Raw genomic sequence first — 24,298 nt, 5'->3', positions numbered from 1 at the left:
CGGCGGGGGCCGGGCCGGCGGGGGCCGCTTCGAGTACGGTCACCCCTGGCCACCGCTGCGGGCGCGGCGGCTGATCCAGGTCCGCTCCAGGTTGGCGATCAGGTCCGGGCTGTACAGCCGGCGGGACTGTTCGAGGGCGTAGGCGGCCATGTAGCGGCGGAAGAGGTCCAGCGGCTCCTCGCCGAGGGCCATCATGCGGCGGTTGGCGGCGACGGCGGGGTTGTCGAGGTGCTGGGCGGCCCGCTCGACGGCGGCGTCCATGGCGCCGGCCGGGGCGGTCTCGTCGACGAGCAGTGCCGCGTCGGGGTCGCCGGCGCGCAGCCGGTGGCCCCACAGGACGATCCGGCGGGCGGGCCGGCTTCCGGTCAGTGCGGTGAGCCGCAGGTTGGCGACGCCGGGGACGAGCCCCTCCTCCATGGCGGGCAGGCTGAACCACGAGTCGTCGGCGGCGACCACCCGGTCGAGCGTGGGCAGGATCTGCATGCCGCCGCCGATCGCGAAGGAGTCGACGGCGCCCACCCACGGCTTGTCGGCCTGCGGCCACCAGCGCTCGCCGCCCGCCTCGCCGTCCAGGCACAGGCCGCGGGCGAACTTGGCGATGTAGCCGATCTCGCGGCGCAGGAAGAAGCCGAGGAGGGAGATCTCGCCGTGGTAGAGGTGGGTGAGGTTGATGCCGGCGCTGAACACCCGTCGGCCGCGGTAGGCGGGGTGCGACATCGGCGCGCCGCGCAGGACGCCGACCCGGCTCGCCTCGTCGAGCAGCACCAGGTCGGTGCCGGTCTCCAGGGCGGCGACGGCGGCGTCGTCCTCGGCGTTGAGGTACGCGTCGTTGCACAGCTCCAGGTGGGCGATGCCGTCGCGGCGGGTGAGGGTGGCGAGCTTCAGGTCGGCCCGGCCCGTGCGGCGGTACTCGGGGAGCGCGGCGAGGGCGTCGGGGGTGGGCCGCAGCATGCTGCACAGCAGGTGGGAGCCGGCGCGGGGGGAGTCGAGGACGGCGTGGAAGAAGATGCCGAGGTCGATCTCCCAGCCTTCCTTGTCGCGCTGGGCGAGCCGGGCGTCGGCGGCCAGCAGGTCGCGGCCGGGCACCAGCCCGGGGTAGCGGTCGGCGGCCAGCTCGGCGAGCCGGTCCAGGCGGGGGTGGCGGGTGTGGCCGTCCGTCAGCTCGGTGTAGACGTGCTCGGCGTGGCGGGCGAGGAAGTCCCGGCGCAGGGTGCGGGCGCGCCGGTGGAGGGTGTCGGCGGCGCGCTGCTGCTGCTCGGTCCGATCGAGCCGGGGCGGCAGTTCGGTGATACGGGCGGTGAGCGTGCGCAGCAGGCCGGTGGCCGTGTCGCGGTCGGTGGCGAAGTCGCCGGTCAGGAGGGTGTCGTCGGCGTACGGGGTGTGCGGGACGGCGGTCGTACCGGGCACGGCGCCGGCGATGAGGGCGGAAGGCAAGGGGGTCTCCGTTCGGGTCGGTGGGGCGGGGCTCATCGGGGCGTCGCGGCCGTCGGCCGGGGCGTCCGGGCGGCCAGGGTGCGGCCGATCACGGCGAGGGCGTCGGGCCGGGCGAGTCCGGCGTGGTCGGTGTCCAGGCGGTGCTCCTCGATGAGGCCGCCGATGTGCGGCTGCCACAGGCCGGCCGTCAGCGTCGGGTCGGTCCGGTTCCGGGTGGCCGCGAAGAACTCCAGGTCGCCGCCGAAGCGGCCGGGCACGAAGCCCTCCAGGAGGCGGGTGTTGTTGAGGAAGACGGCGACCATCCTGGTGACGGCCTCCTCGTCCAGGCCGGCGAGGGCGCTGCCGGACTCGCGCAGCAGTGCCATGACCTCCGGGCGGCTGAGCGGCCCGTCGCCGAGTGCGGTCCGGTCGACCTGGGCGGCGTTCAGCAGGATGGCCATGACCTCCTGTTCGCCGACCTGGTGCTCGCCGGAGCCGTAGGAGCCGGGGTAACCGTCGAGGACGGCGAGCAGGGTCACCTCGGCGCCCTCCGCTTCGAGCCGCGAGGCGACGGCGTGCGCGAGGAGTCCGCCGAAGGACCAGCCGAGGAGCTGGTAGGGGCCGTTCGGGGTGGTCTTGCGGATCTGCTCCGCATAGTCCTGCGCCATCTCGTCCAGGGTCGACGGGAGCGGTTCGTCCTGCGCCAGTCCCCTGGCCTGGACGGCGTACACGGGCTGGTCGCGGTCGAGGTGGCGCAGCAGGCCGGAGTAGATCCAGCCGAATCCGCCGGCGGGGTGCAGGCAGAACAGCGGCGGCCGGGTGCCCTCGGCCCGCAGGGGCAGGATGACTCCCAACGGGTCGGCCGTGGTCTGCGGGCCGTCGACGCGGGCTGCCAGGGCCGCCACGGTCGGGGCCTCGAACAGGGTGCGTACGGTCAGCTCGGTGCCGAGGACGGTGTTGATGCGGCCCATCAGCCGGGTCGCCAGCATGGAGTGGCCGCCCAGTTCGAAGAAGCCGTCGTCGATGCCGACCCGTTCGAGGCCGAGCACCTCCGCGAAGAGGCCGCAGAGCAGTTCCTCGCGGGGGTCGCGGGGCAGGCGCCCGGTGCCGGGGCCGGCCCACTGCGGTGCGGGCAGGGCGTCCCGGTCGAGCTTCCCGTTGGGGGTCAGCGGGAGCGCGTCCAGCACGACGAACGCGGACGGGACCATGTAGTCGGGCAGCCTGGCCTCCAGGTCCGCGCGGAGCCGGGCCGGGTCGGGCGCGGCGGCGGGGTCGGCGGGCAGGACGTACGCCACCAGGGCGGTGCTGCCGGAGCGGTCGTCGCGGGTGACGACGGCCGCCCGGGCGACCTCCGGGTCCAGCGCGAGGGCGCTCTCCACCTCGCCGGGCTCGATCCGGAAACCGCGGATCTTCACCTGGTCGTCGGAGCGGCCGAGGAACTCGATCACGCCGTCGGCGGTGCGGCGCGCCAGGTCGCCGGTGCGGTACATCCGGGAGCCCGTGTCGTCGAAGCGGTGGGCGAACGGGTCGGCGACGAACCGCTCCGCGGTGCGTCCGGGCTGTGCCCAGTAGCCGCGGGCGAGGCCGGCGCCGGCGATGTACAGCTCGCCGGGGACACCGGGGGGCACGGGCTGGAGCCGCGCGTCCAGGACGTAGGCGCGGGTGTTGTCCAGCGGGCGGCCGATCGGCACGAGATCCGGGACCTGGCCTGCGTCGGTGAACGCGTGCCAGGTGCAGCCGAGGGTGGTCTCGGTCGGTCCGTAGAGGACCTTGACCACGGTGCCCGGGCAGTGCTGCAGGACGCGGCGCACGGCGGTCGGCGGTACGACGTCGCCGCCGGTCCACACCTGGGGCACGCCGGCGAAAACGTCCGGCGCCTCGTCGGCGACGACCCCGAAGAGGCCGGCCGTCAGGAGCAGCGCGGTGACGCCCTCGGCGGCCACGACGCGGCGCAGCACGGCCGCGTCCAGGTTGCCGGGCGGGGCGACGACGATCCGGCCGCCGGACAGCAGCGGGCTCCACAGCTCGTAGGTGGAGATGTCGAACGCGTACGGGGAGTGCATCAGGACCCGCGCGTCCGGGCCGGGCTCCCAGCAGCGGTCCAGCGCGAGGTCGACGGCGTCGCCGTGGGTGATGCCGATGCCCTTGGGGACGCCGGTGGAGCCGGAGGTGAACATCACGTAGGCGAGCCGGTCGGGGGCGGCGGCGACGGCGGGGTCGTGGCCGGGCCAGGCGCCGGCGGTGTCGGCGGTCTGCGCGGTCTGCGCGGTCTGCGCATCGACGACCAGGCTGCGGGTGCCCGGTTCGGGCAGGCGGTCCAGCGAGGCGCGGTCGGTGAGCAGCAGGGGGGCGCCGGTCTGGGCGATCACCTGGCGCATCCGCTCGGCGGGGTGTCCGGTGTGCAGGGGGACGTAGACGCCGCCGGCCTTGAGCACGGCGAGGGTGGAGACCACCAGGTCGGCGGAGCGTTCCTGGAGGACCGCCACCGGGGTCTCCGGGCGGACGCCCTCGGCGATCAGCCGGTGCGCGAGCCGGTTGGCCCGGGTGTCGAGTTCGCGGTACGTCAGCCGCTCGGGGCCGGCGGCCACGGCGACGGCGTCCGGGGTGCGGGCGGCCTGCTCGGCGAAGAGGCCGGTCAGGGTGGCCGCGGGCCGTGCCGGCCGGTGGGCGGTGGCGTTCCAGCCGGTCACGGCGCGCTCGTGCTCGGCGTCGTCGAGGATCGGCAGGAGGCCGATCGGCCGGTCCGGTTCGGCCGCGGCGTGCGCCAGCAGCCGCACCAGGCGGTCGGCGAGTGCCTCGGCGGTGGCCGGGTCGAACAGGTCGGTGCGGTACTCCAGCATGGCGTCGATGCCGCCGGGGGTGCCGTCCTCGGCGTGCCGTTCGACCAGGTTGAAGGTGAGGTCGAACTTGGCGGCGCCGAGGTCGACCATCTCGGGGCGGACGGTCACGCCGGGGAGCGACAGGCCGCCCTCCGGGGTGTTCTGGAGCGCGAGGAGGACCTGGAACAGGGGGTGGTGGGCGAGCGACCGCTCCGGGCGGACGGCCTCCACGAGCCGTTCGAAGGGCAGGTCCTGGTGCGCGTAGGCGGCCAGGGCCGTCTCGCGGGCGCGGCCGAGCAGGTCGCGGAAGGTCGGGTCGCCGGAGGTGTCGGTGCGCAGGACCAGGGTGTTGATGAACAGTCCGACGAGGTCGTCGAGCGCGTCGTCGGTGCGGCCGGCGACCGGGGTGCCGATCGGGATGTCGGTGCCGGCGCCGACCCGGGTGAGCAGGGCGGCGAGGCCGGCCTGGAGCACCATGAACAGGCTCGCGCCGTTCTCCCGGGCCAGGGCCAGCAGGTCCCGGTGGAGATCGGCGGGAAGGGTCCGCAGGATGGCCTCGCCCTGGTTGCCGGCGACGGCCGGGCGGGGCCGGTCGGCGGGCAGGTCGAGCTGTTCCGGCAGCCCGGCCAGGGCCTGCTGCCAGTGGGCGCGCTGGCGGTTCAGCAGGCTGTCGGGGGCGTCCTCGTCGCCGAGCAGCTCGCGCTGCCACAGCGCGTAGTCCGCGTACTGGAGGGCGAGCGGCTCCCAGTCGGGAGCGCCGCCGTCCAGCCGGGCCCGGTAGGCGCGGGTCAGGTCGCGGCCCAGCGGGGCGAGCGACCAGCCGTCGCCGGCGATGTGGTGCAGCAGCAGGAGCAGCACGTGCTCCTCCGGTGCGAGGGTGAACAGGGTGGCGCGCAGCGGCAGTTCCCGGGTGAGGTCGAAGCCGTACCGTGCCGCGGCGGCGAGGTCGCCGGGGAGGTCCTGCGGGGTGGTGGCCCGTACCGCGAGGGCGGGGCGGGCGTCGTCCCCGGTGAGGACCCGCTGGTAGGGCGTGCCGTCGTGGTCGGGGAAGACGGTGCGCAGGCTCTCGTGCCGGGCGGTGACGTCGGCGAGGGCGGCGCCGAGGGCGGCCTCGTCGAGCGGGCCGGTGAGCCGGACCGCGACCGGGAGGTTGTAGCTGGGGTCGGGGCCGCCGAGCCGGTTGAGGAACCACAGCCGGTTCTGTCCGAAGGACAGCGGGACGTGTTCGGGGCGGTCGGCGGCGCGCGGGGCGGGGCGCCGGCCGCGGTCGTCCCGCTGGAGGATGTCGGCGAGGGCGGCGACGGTGGGTGCCTCGAACAGGTCGCGGACGGCGATCTCGGCTCCGAGGACGGTACGGATCCGGCTGGTCAGCCTGGTCGCGAGCAACGAGTGCCCGCCCAGGTCGAAGAAGTCCTCGTGGATCCCCACCTTCGCCAGGCCCAGCACCTCCGCGAACAACGACGCCAGGATCTCCTGCTGCGGCGTGCGCGGCACACCCCGGCCGTCCGCCGACCGGCCCGGCGCCGGCAGCGCCGCCCGGTCCAGCTTCCCGTTCGGCGTCAGCGGCAACGCCTCCAACACCACGAACGACGACGGCACCATGAACGCCGGCAACACCCGCCCCAACGCCTCACGCAGCACACCCGGATCCGGCACCGCACCCGCCGCCGCGACCAGATACGCCACCAGCCGCCGCTCCCCCGGCCGGTCCTCCCGCGCCAGCACCGCGGCCCGGGCCACACCCGGCTGCCCCGCCAGCACGCTCTCCACCTCACCCGGCTCGATCCGGAACCCCCGGATCTTCACCTGGTGATCCGCACGACCGGCGAACTCCAGCACACCCGACGCGTTCCACCGCGCCAGGTCACCCGTGCGGTACATCCGCGTACCCGGCCCGCCGAACGGATCGGCGACGAACCGCTCCGCCGTCAGACCCGGACGGTTCAGGTAACCGCGCGCGACACCCGCACCCGCCAGGTACAGCTCACCCACCACACCCGGCGGCACCGGACGCAGGAACCCGTCCAGCACGTACAACCGCGCATTGTCCACCGGACCGCCGATCGGCACCGGCTCCGGCCACCCACCCGGATCGGCCGGGAGGGTGTGGGTGGTGACGGCGTGGGTCTCGGCCGGTCCGTAGACGTTGTGCAGGCGCCGGCCGGGGAGCGTCCGGTACAGCTCACGGACCTGCTCGCCGGCGGTGAGGGCCTCGCCGCCCTGGAGGATGTCGGTGAGGTCGGGCAGGGTGCTGCCGCGGCGGGCGGCGGCGTCGGCGAGCGCCTCGATCACCAGGTTGGGTGCGAACAGTTCGTTGACGCGGTGCTCCTCCAGCCAGGCGGCGAGCGCGTCGGCGTCGCGGCGGACGGCGTCCGTCGGGACGACCAGGGTCTTGCCCATGACCAGCGGCGAGAGGATCTCCTGGACCGAGAAGTCGAAGCCGATGGCGGTGTACTGGGCGGTGCGCACGCCCGGTCCGCCCGGGAAGCGGGCGGTGTGCCAGGTGAGCAGGTTGGCCAGGCCCGCGTGCGGCATGACGACGGCCTTGGGGCGGCCGGTGGAGCCGGAGGTGTAGATGACGTACGCGGGGTGGGCCGGGGTCAGCGGCGCCGTCCGCTCGGCGTCGGTCAGGTTGCCGTCGGCCGGGTCACCGCCGGACGTGCGGCCGTCGGACGGGCCGCTGCCGTCGGACGGGTCGAGGCGGTCCAGCCCGTCGGGCAGGCCGTCGCAGGCTCCGGGCACGGTGACGACGCACACCGGTTCCGCGTCGCCCAGCATCTGGGTGATCCGCGCGGCCGGGTACTCGGTGTCCACGGGCAGGTAGGCGGCGCCGGTCTTGAGGACGGCGAGCAGCGCGACGACCAGGTCGACGGAGCGGGGCAGGGCCAGGGCGACGATCTGCTCCGGTCCGGCGCCGCGGGCGACCAGGCGGCGGGCCAGGCGGTTGGCGCGGGCGTTCAGCTCGGCGTAGGTCAGCCGATCACCCTCGTGCACCAGTGCCACATCATCCGGCGTATGCGCCACCTGACGCTCAAGCAGCGCCGGTATGCACTCATCGCTCTGTGCTCCGTTCGTCGTGTTCCAGTCCGCCAGCAGGCGGTGCCGCTCGGCCGGGTCGAGGATGTCGATGCCGCTCAGCGGGCGGTCCGGGTCGGCGGTGACCTGCTCCAGCAGGTGCAGCAGGCGCCGGGTGACGGCCTCGGCGGTGGACCGCTCGAAGAGGTCGGTGCTGAATTCGAGGGCCGCGTCGATCCCGGCGGGGCCGCCGTCGGCGCCGCGGTGCTCGACCATGCTCAGGTGGAGGTCGAACTTGGCGATGCCGACGCCGACCGGTGCCGGCGTCGCGCGCAGTCCGGGCAGGTCGAGTTGGGCCTCGCCGTCGCTGAGGAAGGCCAGCATGACCTGGAACAGCGGGTGGCGGGCGAGGGAGCGCTCCGGGCGGAGCCGTTCGACGAGCTTCTCGAAGGGCAGGTCCTGGTGCGCGTAGGCGGCCAGGTCGCCCTCCCGGACCCGTGCCACGAGTTCGCGGAAGGTCGGGTCGCCGGAGGTGTCGGTGCGCAGGACGAGGGTGTTGACGAAGAACCCGACCAGGTCGTCGAGGGCCTCGTCGGTGCGGCCGGCGATGGGGCTGCCGATCGGGATGTCGGTGCCCGCGCCGTGCTTGGTGAGCAGTTCGGCGAAGGCGGCCTGGAGCACCATGAACAGGCTGGCCCGGGTGTCGGCGGCCAGGGCGAGCAGCCGCCGGTGCAGTGCGGTGGGCACCGTGAAGGGGACCTGGTCGCCGCGGTAGCTGATCACGGCCGGGCGCGGGTGGTCCAGCGGGAGTTCCAGCATCTCCGGCAGGTCGGCGAGTGCGCCGGTCCAGTGGTCGAGCTGGCGGGCGTACCGGCTGTCCGGGTCGTTCTCGTCGCCGAGCAGGTCGCGCTGCCACAGGGTGTAGTCCGCGTACTGGACGGGCAGCGGCGCGTGGTCCGGGGCGCGGCCCTCGACGCGGGCCGCGTAGGCCGTGGACAGGTCGCGGGCGAGGGGCCGCCACGACCAGCCGTCGCCGGCGATGTGGTGCAGCACCAGCAGCAGGACGTGCTCGTCCGGTGACAGCCGGTACAGCGTGGCGCGCAGCGGGAGTTCGGTGGCGAGGTCGAAGCCGAGGCCGGCCTCGGCGGCCATCAGCGCGTCCGCGTCGGCCTCGGTGGTGTCCACCGTGCGCAGGGCGGGGCGGGCCTCGCCGGGCGGGAGGACCATCTGGTGCGGTACGCCGTCGGTCTCCGGGTAGAGCGTGCGCAGGGTCTCGTGGCGGGCGGTCACGTCGGCGAGCGCCTCGGCCAGCGCGGCGGCGTCGAGCCCGCCGGTCAGTCGCAGGCTCATCGGGATGTTGTAGGTCGCTCCCGGGCCTTCCAGGCGGTGCAGGAACCACAGCCGGTACTGGGCGAAGGACAGCGGCAGCGGGCCGGTCCGCTCCACGGGGCGCAGCGGCGGGCGGACGCCCTGGGCGTTGCCGAGCAGGGTGGCGAGGGCGGCGACGGTCGGCGCCTCGAAGAGGTCGCGGACGGCCAGTTCGGTGCCGAGGACGGCGCGGATCCGGCTGAGCAGCCGGGTGGCGAGCAGCGAGTGGCCGCCGAGTGCGAAGAAGTCCCGGTCGACACCCACCTTGGGCAGGCCGAGGACTTCGGCGAACAGGGAGCTGAGGATCTCCTCGCGCTGGTTGCGGGGGGCCTGACCGGCGGCGTCGGCGTCCCAGTCGGGGGCGGGCAGCGCGGCGCGGTCGAGCTTGCCGTTGGGGGTGAGCGGCAGGTCCTCGAGGACGACGAACGCGGCGGGGACCATGTGTGCGGGGAGCATCCGCTCGGCGTGGGCCCGGACCTCGGCGGCCAGTTCGCCGCCGCTGTGGGCCCGGCCGGGGTCGTTGGCCAGGGTGGCGAGCGGGGTGCCGGCCGGGGCGGTCGGGCGGTACGGTGCGGCGTCCTCGCCCGTCTGAAGCAGCTCCGGCAGTGTGAACACCACGTCGAGGGCGCCGTCGCGGCCCGCGGACCAGGTGACGGCGGTGCGGTAGCCGAGCCGTTCGCCGAGGGCGTGGAAGTCCTCCGGGTCGGGGAGGCCGGCGGGGGCCGGCTCGTCCAGCCGGGCGAGGGCGGCGGCGGCGCCGTCGTCCTGCAGGGCCAGTCGGGCGCGGTTCTCCTGGGCGAGGCGGAGGTTGGGGACGTCGGTGATGCGCAGGCGCGCGGGCCGGCGCTGCTCCAGCAGCGCGGCGAGGGCGTTCGGGCCGGTGCGGTCGGCGTCCCAGCCGAGCGTCTCCTCTCCGCCCGCGGGGGCGGCAGGGGTGCCGGTGCGGAGCACCACGTCGTAGCGGTGGCGGCTCATCTCGTTGTGGTGGCGGCCGCGGCGGACCTCCAGCCCGATACCGGTGACGGCGGGCGCGGCAGCGGCGAACACGGTGAAGAAGTCGGGGTCGAGCAGCAGCTCCGGCTCGCCGGCGGTGCTCTGGGCGACGGCCCGGCGGACGGCGCCGTCGTCGGCGAAGGCTCCGGCCCGGCGCAGTTCGACGGCGGTGCGGAAGGTGTCCAGCAGCCGGTGGTTGCGGACGTCGCCGACGTAGACCGAGCCGCCGGGGGCGAGGAGGTCCAGGACGCCGGTGAGGACGTCCGCCAGGTAGTCGGCGTTGGGGAAGTACTGCACGACGGAGTTGAGCACGACGGTGTCGAAGAACCCGCGGGGCAGGCCGTCGAGGACGTGTGCGGGCTGGGCCCGCAGTTCGACCTTCCCGGCGAGTTCGGGCATGCGGTCGGCCTGGCCGCGCAGGCGGGCCACCACGGCCGGGGAGATGTCGGTGCCCCAGTACGCCTCGCACTCGCCGGCCAGCGGGGCGAGGATCAGGCCCGAGCCGCAGCCGATCTCCAGGATCCGGCGCGGGCGCAGGGCGCGGATGCGTTCCACGCTGGCGCCCCGCCAGTCGTCCATCTCCTCGGCGGGGATGGCGGTGCCGGTGTAGCTGCTGTTCCAGCCGGCGAAGTCGTCGCCGAAGGTGCCGGTCAGCTCGCCGTAGTGCTCGTCGTAGGTCTCCTGCCAGCTGTCGAGCTGGCTCTGCTCGCGGCCGGGGTCGCGGCCGTCGGCGGGGGCGCCGGCCTCGGCGGGCACCAGGTAGGCGACCAGGCGGCGGTCGTCCTCGTGCCGGGCGGCGATGACGGCGGCGCGTTCGACCGCCGGGTGGGCGGCGAGCGCGGCCTCGACCTCGCCGGGCTCGATGCGGAACCCGCGGATCTTCACCTGGTGGTCCGTGCGGCCGGCGAACTCCAGCTCGCCGTCGGCACGCCGGCGCGCCAGGTCGCCGGTGCGGTACATGCGGGTGCCGGGCGCGCCGAACGGGTCGGCCACGAACCGCTCCGCGGTCAGGCCGGGCCGGTTGCGGTAGCCGCGGGCCAGGCCGCCGCCGGCCAGGTACAGCTCGCCGACCACGCCGGGCGGTACCGGCTGGAGCAGCGCGTCGAGGACGTAGACGCGGGCGTTGGGGACGGGCCGGCCGATCGGGGGCACGACGGCGCCGGCGAGGGGGGCGCTGATGGTGGTGCAGACGGCGGCCTCGGTGGGCCCGTAGGCGTTGGTCATGCGGCGGCCTGCGGACCAGCGTCCGACCTGGTCGGGGGAGGTCGCCTCGCCGGCGACGACGAGGTCCGCGCCGGGCGGCAGGGCGCCGTCGGCGAGGACCGCGAGGGCGGTCGGCGGGAGGGTGAGGAAGGTGGTGCCGGTCCGGGCCACGAGCTCGGCCAGGGCGGGGCCGGGCCGGAGCTGCTCGGCCGGTGCGACCACGAGGGCGGCGCCGGACAGCAGGGCGAGGGTGATCTCCCACAGGGCGGCGTCGAAGCTGATCGACGCGAACTGCAGGACCCTGCTGCCGGGACCGAGGCCGAACTCGTCGATCAGCGGGACGAGGACGGACGCCACGCTGCGGTGGGGCACGGGCACGCCCTTGGGCAGGCCGGTGGAGCCCGAGGTGTAGATGACGTAGGCAGGGTGCAGCGGGTGCAGCGGTGCCGTGCGCTCGGCATCGGTGAGGTCGTGGCCGGGGACGCCGTCCAGGCTGACCTGGTCGACGAGCAGCTGCGGCACGCCGCCGGGCAGGCCGGCCGCGACGGAGGTGTCGGTGAGGACGAGCGCGGGGGCGCCGTCCTGGAGCAGGTAGGCGATCCGCTCGGCCGGGTAGGCGGGGTCGACCGGCAGGTAGGCGGCGCCGGTCTTCAGCACGGCGAGGACGGAGACGATCAGGTCGGCGGAGCGGGGCAGCGACAGGGCCACCACCTGCTCCGGGCCGATGCCCCGCGCGGCCATCAGCCGGGCGAGCCGGTTGGCCCGGGTGTTCAGGTCGCCGTAGCCGGTCTCCGTGCCCTCCCAGACGAGGGCGACGGCGTCGGGGTGCTCGGCGGCGCGGGCCTGGAACAGCTCCGGCCAGGTGGCGTCCGCGCCGGGGCGGGAGGTGTCGTTCCAGGTGTGGAGGATCCGGTGGCGCTCGGCCGGGTCGAGGACGCCCACCCGGCCGATCGGCTGGTCGGGGTCGGCGGCGACCGACTCCAGCAGGGCGACGAGCCTGGCCCCGAGGGCTTCCACCGTGGCCTGCTCGAACAGGTCGGTGCTGAACTCCCAGTCGCCGCGCAGCGATCGGCGGCCGTCGGCGTGCCGTTCCTCGGCCACGGCCAGCGCCAGGTCGAACTTGGCGAATCCGACGCGGACCGGCTCGTGGACGACGTCGAGGCCGGCCAGTACGGGCTGTGCCGCGGGCATGCTCTGGAAGGCCAGCAGCACCTGGAACAGCGGGTTGCGGGCGAGCGAGCGCTGAGGGTTGAGGGTCTCGACGAGCTTCTCGAAGGGCAGGTCCTGGTGCGCGTAGGCGGCCAGGTCGGTGGCGCGGGTCCGTGCCACGAGTTCGCGGAAGGTCGGGTCGCCGGAGGTGTCGGTGCGCAGGACGAGGGTGTTGACGAAGAACCCGACCAGGTCGTCGAGGGCTTCGTCGGTGCGGCCGGCGATGGGGCTGCCGATCGGGATGTCGGTGCCCGCGCCGTGCTTGGTGAGCAGGGTGGCGAACGCGGCGTGCAGGACCATGAACAGGCTGGCGTCGCAGGACCTGGCCAGGGCGGTGAGGCGCTCGTGCAGCTCGGGCCCGAGGTGGAACGGGACGGTGCGGCCGTGGTGGCCGGCGGCTGCCGGGCGGCTGTGGTCGGTGGGGAGTTCCAGCTGCTCGGGGGCGCCGGCCAGGGACCGGGCCCAGTGGTCGAGCTGGCGGGCGCCGAGGCTGTCGGGGTCGTCCGGCGAGCCGAGCATCTCCTGCTGCCAGAGGGTGTAGTCGGCGTACTGGACCGGGAGGGGCTCCCAGTCGGGGGCGGCGCCGTTGCGGCGTGCGGCGTAGGCGCGGGTCAGATCGCGGGTGAGGGGGGCGAGCGACCAGCCGTCGCCGGCGATGTGGTGCAGCAGCAGGAGCAGCACGTGCTCGTCCGGTGCGAGGGTGAACAGCGTGGCGCGCAGCGGCGTTTCGGCGGTGACGTCGAACTCGTGGCGGGCGGCCTCGGCCAGCAGGTCGGCGAGCCCGGCCTCGTCGGCGGGCACGACGTCGATCCCGGGCTCGGCCAGGTGGGGTGCGAGGACGTGCTGGTACGGCCGGCCGTCCTGGCTCGGGTAGACGGTGCGCAGGCTTTCGTGGCGGTGCGCCAGGTCGGCGAGGGCCTGCTGCAGTGCCGGCCGGTCCAGCTCGCCGCGCAGGCGCAGGGCGAGCGGGATGTTGTAGGTGGAGTTGGGCCCTTCCAGGCGGTCCAGGAACCACAGGCGCCGCTGGGCGAAGGACAGCGGGACGTGTTCGGGGCGGTCGGCGGCGCGCAGGGCGGGGCGGACCTCGCGGGCCTCGTCGAGGGTCTCGGCGAGGGCGGCGACGGTGGGTGCCTCGAACAGGTCGCGGACGGCGATCTCGGCTCCGAGGACGGTACGGATCCGGCTGGTCAGCCTGGTCGCGAGCAGCGAGTGCCCGCCCAGGTCGAAGAAGTCCTCGTGGATCCCCACCTTCGCCAGGCCCAGCACCTCCGCGAACAACGACGCCAGGATCTCCTGCTGCGGCGTGCGCGGCACACCCCGGCCGTCCGCCGACCGGCCCGGCGCCGGCAGCGCCGCCCGGTCCAGCTTCCCGTTCGGCGTCAGCGGCAACGCCTCCAACACCACGAACGACGACGGCACCATGAACGCCGGCAACACCCGCCCCAACGCCTCACGCAGCACACCCGGATCCGGCACCGCACCCGCCGCCGCGACCAGATACGCCACCAGCCGCCGCTCCCCCGGCCGGTCCTCCCGCGCCAGCACCGCGGCCCGGGCCACACCCGGCTGCCCCGCCAGCACGCTCTCCACCTCACCCGGCTCGATCCGGAACCCCCGGATCTTCACCTGGTGATCCGCACGACCGGCGAACTCCAGCACACCCGACGCGTTCCACCGCGCCAGGTCACCCGTGCGGTACATCCGCGTACCCGGCCCGCCGAACGGATCGGCGACGAACCGCTCCGCCGTCAGACCCGGACGGTTCAGGTAACCGCGCGCGACACCCGCACCCGCCAGGTACAGCTCACCCACCACACCCGGCGGCACCGGACGCAGGAACCCGTCCAGCACGTACAACCGCGCATTGTCCACCGGACCGCCGATCGGCACCGGCTCCGGCCACCCACCCGGATCGGCCGGGAGTTCGATGCCGGTCATGACGTGGGTCTCGGCCGGTCCGTAGTGGTTGTGCAGGCGCCGGCCGGGAACGGCCGCGCAGAAGTCGCGGACGCGCGGGCCTGCGGTGAGCGCCTCTCCGGCCTGGGCGATGTGCCGCAGGTCGGGCAGGGTGCGGCCGTGTTCGGCGGCGGCCTCGGCGAGCGCCTCGATGACCAGGTTGGGCGCGTACAGCTCGTTGACCCGGTACTCCTCCAGCCAGGCGGCGAACGCGGCCGCGTCGCGGCGTACCGCGTCGGCGGGGACGGCGAGGGTGGCGCCGTACAGCAGGGCGGAGAGGATCTCCTGGGCGGCCACGTCGAAGCTGAGCGAGGCGAACTGTGCCACGGTGGTGCCGGCGGCGGCGGGGATCTCCCGGCGGTGCCAGGCGAGCAGGTTGACGAGGGCTGCGCCGGGCATGACGACGGCCTTGGGGCGGCCGGTGGAGCCGGAGGTGTAGATGACGTACGCGGGGTGGGCCGGGGTCAGCGGCGCCGTCCGCTCGGCGTCGGTCAGGTTGCCGTCGGGGAGCCCGGCGAGGGCCTCGGCAAGGTCGTCCTCTGCGAGGTCCTCCTCGGTGAGGACCAGGGCCGGACGGGCGTCCTCCAGCATGGCGGCGATCCGGTCGGCCGGGTACTCCGGGTCGATGGGCAGGTAGGCGGCGCCGGTCTTGAGCACGGCCAGCACGGCGACGTACAGCTCGACGGAGCGGGGCAGGCGCAGTGCGACGGTCTGCTCCGGTCCGGCACCGCGGGCGGCCAGGCGGCGGGCGAGGCGGTTGGCCCGGCTGTTCAGGTCGGCGTAGTCGACGGTGCGGCCCTCGAAGGCGAGGGCGGTGGCCTGCGGGGTCCGGGCGGCCTGCTCCTCGAACAGCTCGGGCAGGGTGCGGTCGGACACGGCGCGGCCGGTCGCGTTCCGGCCCTCGACGAGCTGGTGGTGCTCGGTGGCGGAGAGCAGTTCGAGCCTGCCCACCGGGCGGTCGGGGTCGGCGGCGAAGCCGGCGAGCAGTTGTTCCAGCCGCTCCAGCAGGGTGCGGGCGCCGGCGGTGTCCAGCACGTCGGCGCGGTGGTCGAGGCGGAAGCGGATCCGCTCGCCCGGGATGGCGAGCAGGGTCAGGGCGAAGTGGGTGGCGTCGCCGACCTGGAAGTCGGCCAGCCGCAGCCCGCGGCTCTCGGCGCGCAGGACGGCCGGGTCGAGCGGGTAGTTCTCGAACACGACCGCGGAGTCGAAGAGTTCGCCGTGGCCGGCGGTCCGCTGGATCTCGGCGAGCGGCATGTGCCGGTGGTCGATGAGCGCGGCCTGCTCCCGCTGGACCCGGGCGAGCAGGTCGGCGAACGGCTCGGCGGGGCGCAGTGCCACGCGGACCGGCAGGGTGTTGATGAACATGCCGATGGTGGACTCGATGCCGGGGATCTCCGGCGGGCGGTTGGCCATGGTCGCGCCGAGGACCACGTCGTCGCGGCCCAGCAGGTGGCCGACCAGCACCGCCCAGGCGCCCTGCACCACGGTGTTCAGGGTCAGGCCGCGGGAGCGGGCGGCGGCGGCCACTGCGGCCGACGCGGGGGCGTCCAGCTCGTACCAGAGCTGGCCGGGCAGCTCTCCGGAGGCGGCGGCGTCCCGGCTCTTCCGGCCGGACCCGCCGACCAGGGTCGGGGCTTCCAGGCCGGCCAGGTAGCCGCGCCACGCTTCGAGGGCGGCGTCCCGGTCGCGCCCGGCCAGCCAGGCCAGGTACGTGCGGTACGGCGGTGCGGCGGGCATGCCGCGGTCGTCGCCGCCGCGCTCGTACAGCTGGAACAGCTCGCGCACCATCAGGGGCATCGACCAGCCGTCCATGAGGAGGTGGTGGGTGGTCAGCACGAGGGTGTGGTGGTCGGGGCCGAGCGCGGCGAGGCCCAGGCGCAGCAGCGGCGGCCTGGCCGGGTCGAATCGGCGGGCGCGGTCCTCGGCGACGAACCGGGTGAGCGCGTCCTCGCGGGCCGCCGGGTCGAGGGCGGTGAGGTCGAGCTCCTGCCAGTCCGGTTCGACGTGGTGCGGCACGAACTGGACGGGCTGGTCCATGTCCTGCTGCCAGAAGCCGGCCCGCAGATTGGGGTGGCGGCGCAGCAGGCCCTGGACGGCGGCCCGCAGGCCGTCCGTGTCGAGCGGGCCGCGCAGTTCGAGGACCATCTGGACGTTGTAGACGTCCACCCCGTCCCGGTCGTACTGGACCTGGAACAGGAGCCCCTCCTGAAGCGGCGACAGCGGCAGGACGTCGGCGAGGCCGTTGTGCATCATCGGGCAACCTTCCACATGGCTTCGAGTCGGTCGATCTGGGCCTGGTTCAGGGAGACCAGGGAGAGGTCGGACGGGGTGTGCCCGCCGGCGTCGGGGCGCTCGGCGTGGGCGGTCAGGGCTTCCAGGGCGCGGAACCAGCTCTGTCCGAGCTCGCGTACGGAGTCCTCGTCCAGCAGGTGCTGCGGCCAGCTCCAGGTGGCGGTCAGGCGGGGGCCGCCGGGGCCGTCCAGGGTGAGGGCGTTCACCTCGACGGCGTGGGCCATCGGCAGGCCGGGGTCGGTGCCCTCGCCGAGGGACTCGGCGTCGGGGGTGACGGTCCATTCGGCGGCCGGCCCGTCCGGCTCCTGGAAGCGGCCCAGGTAGTTGAAGCCGAGGTCGGGCTTCGGCAGTGCGGCCAGGCGCGGCGCGGTGTCGGCGTTCAGGTGGCGCAGGAGGCCGTGGCCGAGGCCGCCGTCGGGGAGGGCCCGCAGCTGTTCCTTGACGCGTTTGACGGCCTGCCCGGCCGCGGGGCCGCCGGACAGTGCGTCGCGGCGGTCGAGCGGGCCGACGTCGAGCCGTACGGGGTAGAGGCTGGTGAACCAGCCGACGGTGCGGGACAGGTCGGCGCCGCTGTCGCCCGGTTCACGGCCGTGGCCCTCCAGGTCGAGCAGGACGGCCGGGGCGTCTCCGAGGCCGCGGCGGGCCCGCCAGTCGGCGACGGCGAGCGCGAAGGCGGTGAGCAGGACGTCGTCGACCTTGGCGTGGAACGTGGCGGGCACGGTGGTGAGCAGGGGCTCGGTGGCGGCCGCCGGCAGGGTCAGGGTGAGGCTGCGTGCGGTGGCGGCGGTGTCCCGGGCGGGGTCGAGCGGCCGGCCGGTGACCGGCAGGGCGGGCGCCGCCAGGCGGCTGCTCCACAGTTCGAGTTCGGCGGTGCGGGCGGGGCGGGCGGCCTCGGCGGCCAGGTGCCGGGCCCAGCTGCGGAAGGAGGTGCCGGCGGGGGCCGGACGCGGGGCGGTGTCCCCGGTCGCGGCGCGCCAGGCGGCCTCCAGGTCGGGCAGCAGGATGCGCCAGGACACGCCGTCGACCACCAGGTGGTGGAGGGTGAGCAGCAGGCGTCCGGGCCGGTCCGGGCCGGCGTCGAACCAGACGGCCTGTCCCATCACGCCCGACCAGGGGTCGAGCCGGCTGCGGGCGGCCGCCGCCTCGGCGGCGATCAGGGTGCGCAGTGCGTCGTCGGTGCGGCCGTCGGTGTCGACCCGGCGGACCCAGTCGCCCGCGGTGCCGCCGCCGGGCGGGTCGATGCGCATCCGCCAGCCGCTGTCCGGGTCGGCGGACAGGACGGCTCGCAGCATGTCGTGCTGGTCGGCGAGGGTGCGCAGGGCGGCGGCGATGCGCTGTTCGCCGAGCCCGGCCGGTACCCGGACGAGCAGGGACTGGCTGAACGCCTCGACGGGGCCGCCGCGTTCGCGCAGCCAGTGCATGACCGGGGTGAGCGGTACGTCGCCCCAGGCCTGGTCGTCCTCCCGGGCGGTGCCGTGGGCCGGCTCGGCCTCGGCGGTCGCGGTGGCGACGGCGGCCAGGGCGGCGACGGTCTTGTGCTCGAAGACCTGTGCGGGTGACAGCAGGAGGCCCGAACGGCGGGCCCGGCCGACCAGCTGGATCGCCATGATGCTGTCGCCGCCGAGGTCGAAGAAGCTGTCGTGGGTGCCGACCTGCTCCAGGCCGAGGACGTCGGCGAACAGGCCGGCGAGCAGTTCCTCGCGGGGGGTGGCCGGGGCCCGGTGGTCGCCTGCGGGCGCGAACTCGGGGACGGGCAGCTGCCGGCGGTCGAGCTTGCCGTTGGGGGTCAGGGGCAGCCGGTCGAGCAGGACGACGGCGGCCGGGACCATGTAGTCGGGCAGGGACGAGGCGACGTGGCGGCGCAGTTCGCCGGCCTCGGCCGCGGCTGCGGCGGCCGGCACCACGTAGGCGGTGACGCGCTTGTCGCCGGGGCGGTCCTCGCGGACCAGTACGGCGCTCTGCGCGACGGCGGGGTGGCGGCCGAGGACGGACTCGATCTCGCCGAGTTCGATGCGGAAGCCGCGGACCTTGACCTGGTGGTCGGCGCGGCCGAGGAACTCGAGGATGCCGTCGGCGCGGCGGCGCACCAGGTCGCCGGTGCGGTACATGCGGGCGCCGGGCGTGCCGGACGGGTCGGCGACGAACCGTTCGGCGGTGGCGTCGGGGCGGCCGAGGTAGCCGCGGGCGAGGCGGGCGCCGCCGATGTAGAGCTCGCCGGTGACTCCCGGCGGGACCGGGCGCAGCCGCTCGTCGAGGACGTGGCAGGTGGTGTTGTCGAGCGGGCTGCCGATGGGGACGGTGGTCTCCTCGGTCCACGGGGCGCGCATGAAGTGGTGGGTGGCGAAGGTCGTGGTCTCGGTCGGGCCGTAGCCGTCGACGACCAGCGTGTCCGGGGAGGCGGCCAGGACCCGGGTGACGGCCGCGGGCGACACCACGTCGCCCCCGGTCCACACCTCGCGCACGCCGCGGAAGCATTCGGGGCTCTCCTCGGCGAGCAGGTTGAACAGCCCGGAGGTGAGCCACATGCCGGTGACCCGGCCGCGGGTGACGGCCTCGCGCAGGGCGGCGGTGTCGAGGTCCCCGGGCGGGGCGACCACGACGGTCCCGCCGGACAGCAGCGGCACCCACAGCTCGTACTGCGAGGTGTCGAACGAGTACGGGGAGTGCAGCAGCACCCGCTGCTGGTTGCCGGTGCGCCAGCAGCGGTCGGCGGCGAGCACGGCGACGTCGCGGTGGGTGATGGCGACGCCCTTGGGCGTGCCGGTGGAGCCGGAGGTGTACATCACGTACGCCAGCCGGTCGGGGTGGCTCGGGACGACCGCGGCGGCGGGCGCCGACGCGGCGGGGGCGGAGGCGGGCGGTGGGCCGTCCACCACGACCACCTCGGCCTGTCCGGCCCACTCGTGGCAGCGGTGCCTCGCGTCCGCGGCCCGGTCGGTCAGCAGGACGCGGGCCCCGGCCATGGTCATGATCTGGCTCATCCGGGAGGCCGGGTTGCGGTGGTTGAGCGGGACGTAGAAGCCGCCGGCCCGCAGTACGGCCAGGAGGGACACCACCAGGTCCGCGGAGCGTTCCTGGAGCACGGCGACGGGGCTCTCCGGGCCGATGCCGAGGGCGGTCAGCCGGGCGGCGAGGGCGCCGGCCCGGGCGTCCAGCTGGGCGTAGGTCAGCTCGGTGCCTCCGGCCACGACGGCCGTCGCGTCGGGGGTGCGGCGCGCCTGGGCGGTGAACAGCTCGGCGAGGCCGGTGTCCGGGACCGGGGCGGCGGTGTCGTTCCAGCGGCGCAGCATGGCCCGCTCGGTGTCGTCGACCAGGTCGAACCGGCTGATCGGCAGTTCGGGGCGGGCGGCTGCGGCCTGCAGCAGGGCGAGCAGCCGGCGGGCGAGGGCCTGCGCGGTCGCGGGGTCGAACAGGTCGAGGTCGAACTCGAGGTCGCCGTGGATGCCGTCGGGGGCGCCCGCGTCGTCGCGGTGCTCGACCAGGTTGAAGGTGAGGTCGAACTTGGCCACGCCGAAGTCGACCGGTTCGCGGCGGACGGCGAGTCCGGCCAGCCGCGGCCTGGCCTCGGACTCCTGGTACGAGAGCACCACCTGGAACAGCGGGTGCCGGGCGGCGGAGCGGGCCGGCTGGAGGCGCTCCACCACGCGGTCGAAGGGCACGTCCTGGTGGGTGTAGGCGGCCAGCGCGGTGGTGCGTACGCGGGTGAGCAGGTCGGTGAAGGCGGGGTCGCCGGAGGTGTCGGCGCGGACCACGACGGGGTTGACGAAGAAGCCGACGAGCCCGTCGAGGGCCTCCTCGTCCCGGCCGGCGGTCGGGCAGCCGATCGGGATGTCGGTGCCGGCGCCGAGCCGGGTGAGCAGTGCGGCCAGGGCGGCCTGGAGGACCATGTGGACGGTGGCGCCGCCGGTGCGGGCGAGCCGGTCGAGCTGCGCGTGCAGCGCGGGGCCGACGGCCAGCGGCACGGAGCCGCCGCGGTGCCGGGCGACCGGCGGGCGGGGGCGGTCGTAGGGGAGCTGGAGCTGGTCGGGCAGGCCGGCCAGGGCGCTGGTCCAGTGGTCGAGCTGGCGGGCGCCCAGGGAGGCCGGGTCGCTTTCGTCGCCGAGCAGTTCGCGCTGCCAGAGCGCGAAGTCCCGGTAGGTGACGCCCAGCGGCTCGCGGCGGGGTGCGGTGCCCGTGGAGCGGGCGTCGTAGGCGGCGGCGAGGTCGCCGAAGAGCGGGCGCAGCGACCAGCCGTCCCCGGCGATGTGGTGCAGCACCAGCAGCAGGACGTGCTCGCCGGGGGCCGGCGTGAACAGGTGGGCGCGCAGCGGGATCTGCGTGTCGAGGTCGAACGGTTCGCGGGCGGCCGCGGTGAGGGCCTGCGCCAGCTCCGGCTCGGCCACCTCGGTCTCGGACAGCCACGGCGGGACCTCGTCGAGCGGCAGCACCCGGGGCTGCGGGCCGTCCGGTCCGGCCGGGCAGACCGTGCGCAGGGTCTCGTGGCGGCCGATCAGGTCGCCGAGGGCGGCGTGCAGGGCGGCGCGGTCCAGTGTGCCGGTGAGCCGCAGCGCCAGCGGCATGTTGTACGTCGGGGCGCGGCCCTCGACCTCGCGTATCACCCACATCCGCTGCTGGGCGGGCGAGAGGACGGCCGGTCCGTCCGGGTCGCCGGCGGGCCGCAGCCGCGGGCGGGCGGTGTCGGCGCCCCGGGCGAGCCGGGCGAGGCCGGCGGGGGTGGGCCGGTCGAAGAGGTCCTGGATGGTCAGCTCGACGCCGAGCTCGGAACGGGCGGCGGAGAGCAGCCGGTTGGCGATCAGCGAGTGCCCGCCGAGGGCGAAGAAGTCGCCCCGCGGTCCGACCTCGGGTACGCCCAGGACGCGTGCGAACAGGCCGCACAGCAGTTCCTCCAGCGGCCCGGCGGCGGCTTCCTTCGTGCCCTCCGCCGCGGCGGCGGCCGGGGCGGGCAGGGCGGCGCGGTCGAGCTTGCCGTTGGCGGTGAGCGGGATCGCGTCGAGCGGGGTGAACGAGGCCGGCAGCTGGTGGGCGGGCAGTACGGCGGCGAGCTCGCGGCGCCAGGCCGCCGGGTCGGCCGGTGCGCCGTCGGCCGGGACGGCGTACGCCGCGAGCCGCCGGTCGCCCGGGGTGTCCTCGCGGACGGTCACCGCGGCGTGGGCCACCGAGGGCAGTGCGGCGAGCGCCGCCTCGATCTCGCCGAGCTCGATGCGGAACCCGCGGATCTTCACCTGGTGGTCGCCGCGGCCGACGTACTCCAGGGTGCCGTCGGCGCGGCGGCGCACCAGGTCGCCGGTGCGGTACATGCGCGCACCGGGGTCGCCGGCGGGCGCGAAGGGGTCGGCGACGAACCGCTCGGCGGTGAGGGCGGGGCGGCCGAGGTAGCCGCGGGCGAGGCCGGGGCCCGCGACGTACAGCTCGCCGGTGACGCCCGGCGGCACCGGGCGCAGCGCGCCGTCCAGCACGTGGGCGCGGAGGTCCGCGAGGGGGGCGCCGACGGCGCCGGGTGCGCCGTCCGGTCCGTCGAGGGCGGTGTGGGTGACGTGCACCGTGGTCTCGGTGATCCCGTACATGTTGGACAGCACCGCGGTGTGGCCGTGGCGCTCGTACCAGCTGCCGAGCCGGGACGCGTCCAGGGCCTCGCCGCCGAAGACGACGTGCCGCAGGGCCGGCAGGGCGGTGGGCCGCGGCCGCTCCCGGTCGGCCTCGATCAGCTGGTAGAAGGCGGACGGCGTCTGGTTGAGCACGGTGACCCGCTGCTCGGCCAGCAGGTCGAGGAAGGCTCCGGGGGAACGGCTGACGGAGTAGGGGACGACTACCAGGCGGCCGCCGTGCAGGAGCGGGCCCCAGATCTCCCACACCGAGAAGTCGAAGGCGTAGGAGTGGAACAGCGTCCACACGTCCGCCGGGCCGAAGCCGAAGTGCCGCTGCGCGGCGGTGAACAGCCGCACCACGTTGCGGTGGGTGACGACCACGCCCTTGGGCCGGCCGGTGGAGCCGGAGGTGTAGATGACGTACGCGGGGTGGCGGGGGTCGTGCTCGGTACGCGGGGCGGTGTCCGGCAGGCCGGCCTGCGGCTCGTCGTCGAGGAGGACCAGGGCCGTGCCGTCGGGGGCGGTGACCGGGGCGGCGGCCGTCGCGACGATCACGGACGGGCCGGCGTCGGCCAGCATGTACGCCAGCCGCTCGGCCGGGTAGTCCGGGTCCAGCGGCAGGTAGGCGGCACCGGTCTTGACCACCGCGAGCAGGGCGACGACCAGGTCGGCCGAGCGCGGCAGGGCGAGTGCGACGGTCCGCTCGGGGCCGGCGCCGCGGGCGGTCAGCAGGTGGGCGAGGCGGTTGGCCCTGGCGTCGAGTTCGCGGTAGGTGAGCTGCCGGTCGCCGTCGACGACGGCGACGGCCTGCGGGGTACGGGCGGCCTGCGCCTCGAACAGGGCGGGCAGCGCGGCAGGGCGGTCCGCGGCGGACGGCTCGGCGGCGGACGGCTCGGCGGCGGACGGCTCGGCGGCGGCCTGCGGGTGCTCGCCCGGGGCGAGGACGTCCAGCCGGCCGCTGGGCAACGCGGGGTCGGCGGTGGCGAAGGACCGCAGCAGGGCGGTGAGGCGGGCGAGGTGGGCGGCGACCTCCTCCTCGCGGTGGTGCAGGGCGTCGGCTTCGACGTCGATCCGCAGGCCGGCGCCGCCGGGGCGCTCGTACACCGAGAACTTGAGGTCCTCGACGGGGCCGGTCGACACCGGGTGGACCTGCGCCTCGGTGCCTTCGAAGTCCAGGCCGTGGTCGAACGGCATGATGTTGGCGACGATCGAGTGCAGGCGGCGGTCCTGCGCCAGCAGCCCCAGTTCGCGGCGGAGTTCGGCGTAGGGGTAGCCCTGGTGGCGCAGCACCTCGGCGACCCGGTCGCGGACCTCGGCGACCAGGCCGGTGAGGTCGGTGCCGGGCCGGGCGGGCACCCGCAACGGCGGCACGTTGGCGAGCATGGCGGGGGTGCGGCGGGCCGCGCCGGAGCGCCGGTTGGTGACCGGGAGCCCCAGCACGGCCTCCCCGGCGCCGGTCAGGCGCCGGGCGTAGAGGGCGACGGCGGCGAGCGCGGCCATCTGCCAGCCGGTCCGGGCGGTGTGGGCGAGCGCGTCCAGGCCCTCCCGGACGGCCGCCGGCAGGAACACCGTGCGGCGCAGCGGCGCGGCACCGCCTTCGGCGGCCGCCGGGGCGTCGTCGCGGGCGCCGGTGCCGGTGCCGGTGCCGGTGCCCAGGGTGGGTGCCTCCGGGCGGTCCGCCCAGGAGGCGAGCCAGTACGCGCGGTCGCGGGCGTGGCCGCGCGACGCCCGGTAGGCGCTCTCGGCCTCGACCAGGGCGGCGAGGTCGTCCGCCTCGGCCGGCGTGCCCGCGCCGTTGTACGCGTCGGCGACGCGCCGGGCCACCAGGCGCAGCCCGTAGCCGTCGAGCAGCAGGTGGTGGACCTGCTGGAACCAGCGGTGGCGGCCGGGGCCGAGGGTGAACAGGACCTGCTCGAACAGCGGTCCTTCGCCGTCGACGGCCATCGGTGCGGCCAGCTGCCGGCGGATCAGGTCGTCGGCGGCGGCCTCCGGGTCGGGTTCGGCGCTGACGTCGACGTGCCGCAGTTCCCAGGCCAGCTCGTCCGCGGGGACGACCCGCTGGCGGACCTCGCCGTCGGCGCGGGTGTGGAAGCGCAGCCGCAGGGCCTCGGTGGCCTCGACCGCGGCGCGCACGGCCGCGGTGAACCGCCCGGCGTCCAGCGGGCCCGTCAGATCGACGTACTCGCCGGTGTTGAACGCCGTGCTGTGCGGGTCCCTGGCCTGGGCGAACCAGACACCGAGCTGTGCGTCGGTGAGGGCCATGGACGCGACCTTGGCACCACTCATCTCTTCCCCTCCTGTCGAGCCGGCCGCCGCAGCCCGACGGGCCGGGGGGCAGGCGCAGCCGACCACCTGGGGTCGACGAGATCGAAATGCATGCTGGCCCGGGCGCTTGACGGACGGCTGACGCGCCTGACGCGCCTGACGTGCCCGGTCGTCGCTGGC

Annotated in this window: 3 protein-coding genes; all 3 read right to left on the bottom strand. The window is 75.5% G+C overall.

The window, feature by feature from the left end:
• Positions 1-39: 39 nt before the first annotated feature.
• From HYE82_RS10625 to HYE82_RS10615, 3 genes are read right to left on the bottom strand one after another with little or no spacing between them, the layout of a single operon-like run.
• Complete coding sequence (locus HYE82_RS10625; protein WP_218782471.1) at positions 40-1,434, bottom strand: enoyl-CoA hydratase/isomerase family protein; 1,395 nt, start codon at positions 1,432-1,434, stop codon at positions 40-42.
• A 32-nt stretch (positions 1,435-1,466) separates the two neighbouring features.
• Positions 1,467-16,229, bottom strand: a complete 14,763-nt coding sequence (locus tag HYE82_RS10620; protein ID WP_179173725.1) for a non-ribosomal peptide synthetase — start codon at positions 16,227-16,229, stop codon at positions 1,467-1,469.
• Complete coding sequence (locus HYE82_RS10615; RefSeq protein ID WP_179173724.1) at positions 16,226-24,139, bottom strand: non-ribosomal peptide synthetase; 7,914 nt, start codon at positions 24,137-24,139, stop codon at positions 16,226-16,228. Before HYE82_RS10615 ends, HYE82_RS10620 begins: the two co-directional genes overlap by 4 nt.
• Positions 24,140-24,298 lie beyond the last annotated feature (159 nt).

The organism is Streptomyces sp. BR123 (assembly GCF_013401435.1).
Classification (GTDB): Bacteria; Actinomycetota; Actinomycetes; order Streptomycetales; family Streptomycetaceae; genus Streptomyces.
The sequence above is the reverse complement of the archived record's forward strand: the minus strand, read 5'-3'. Positions and strand labels throughout refer to the sequence as shown.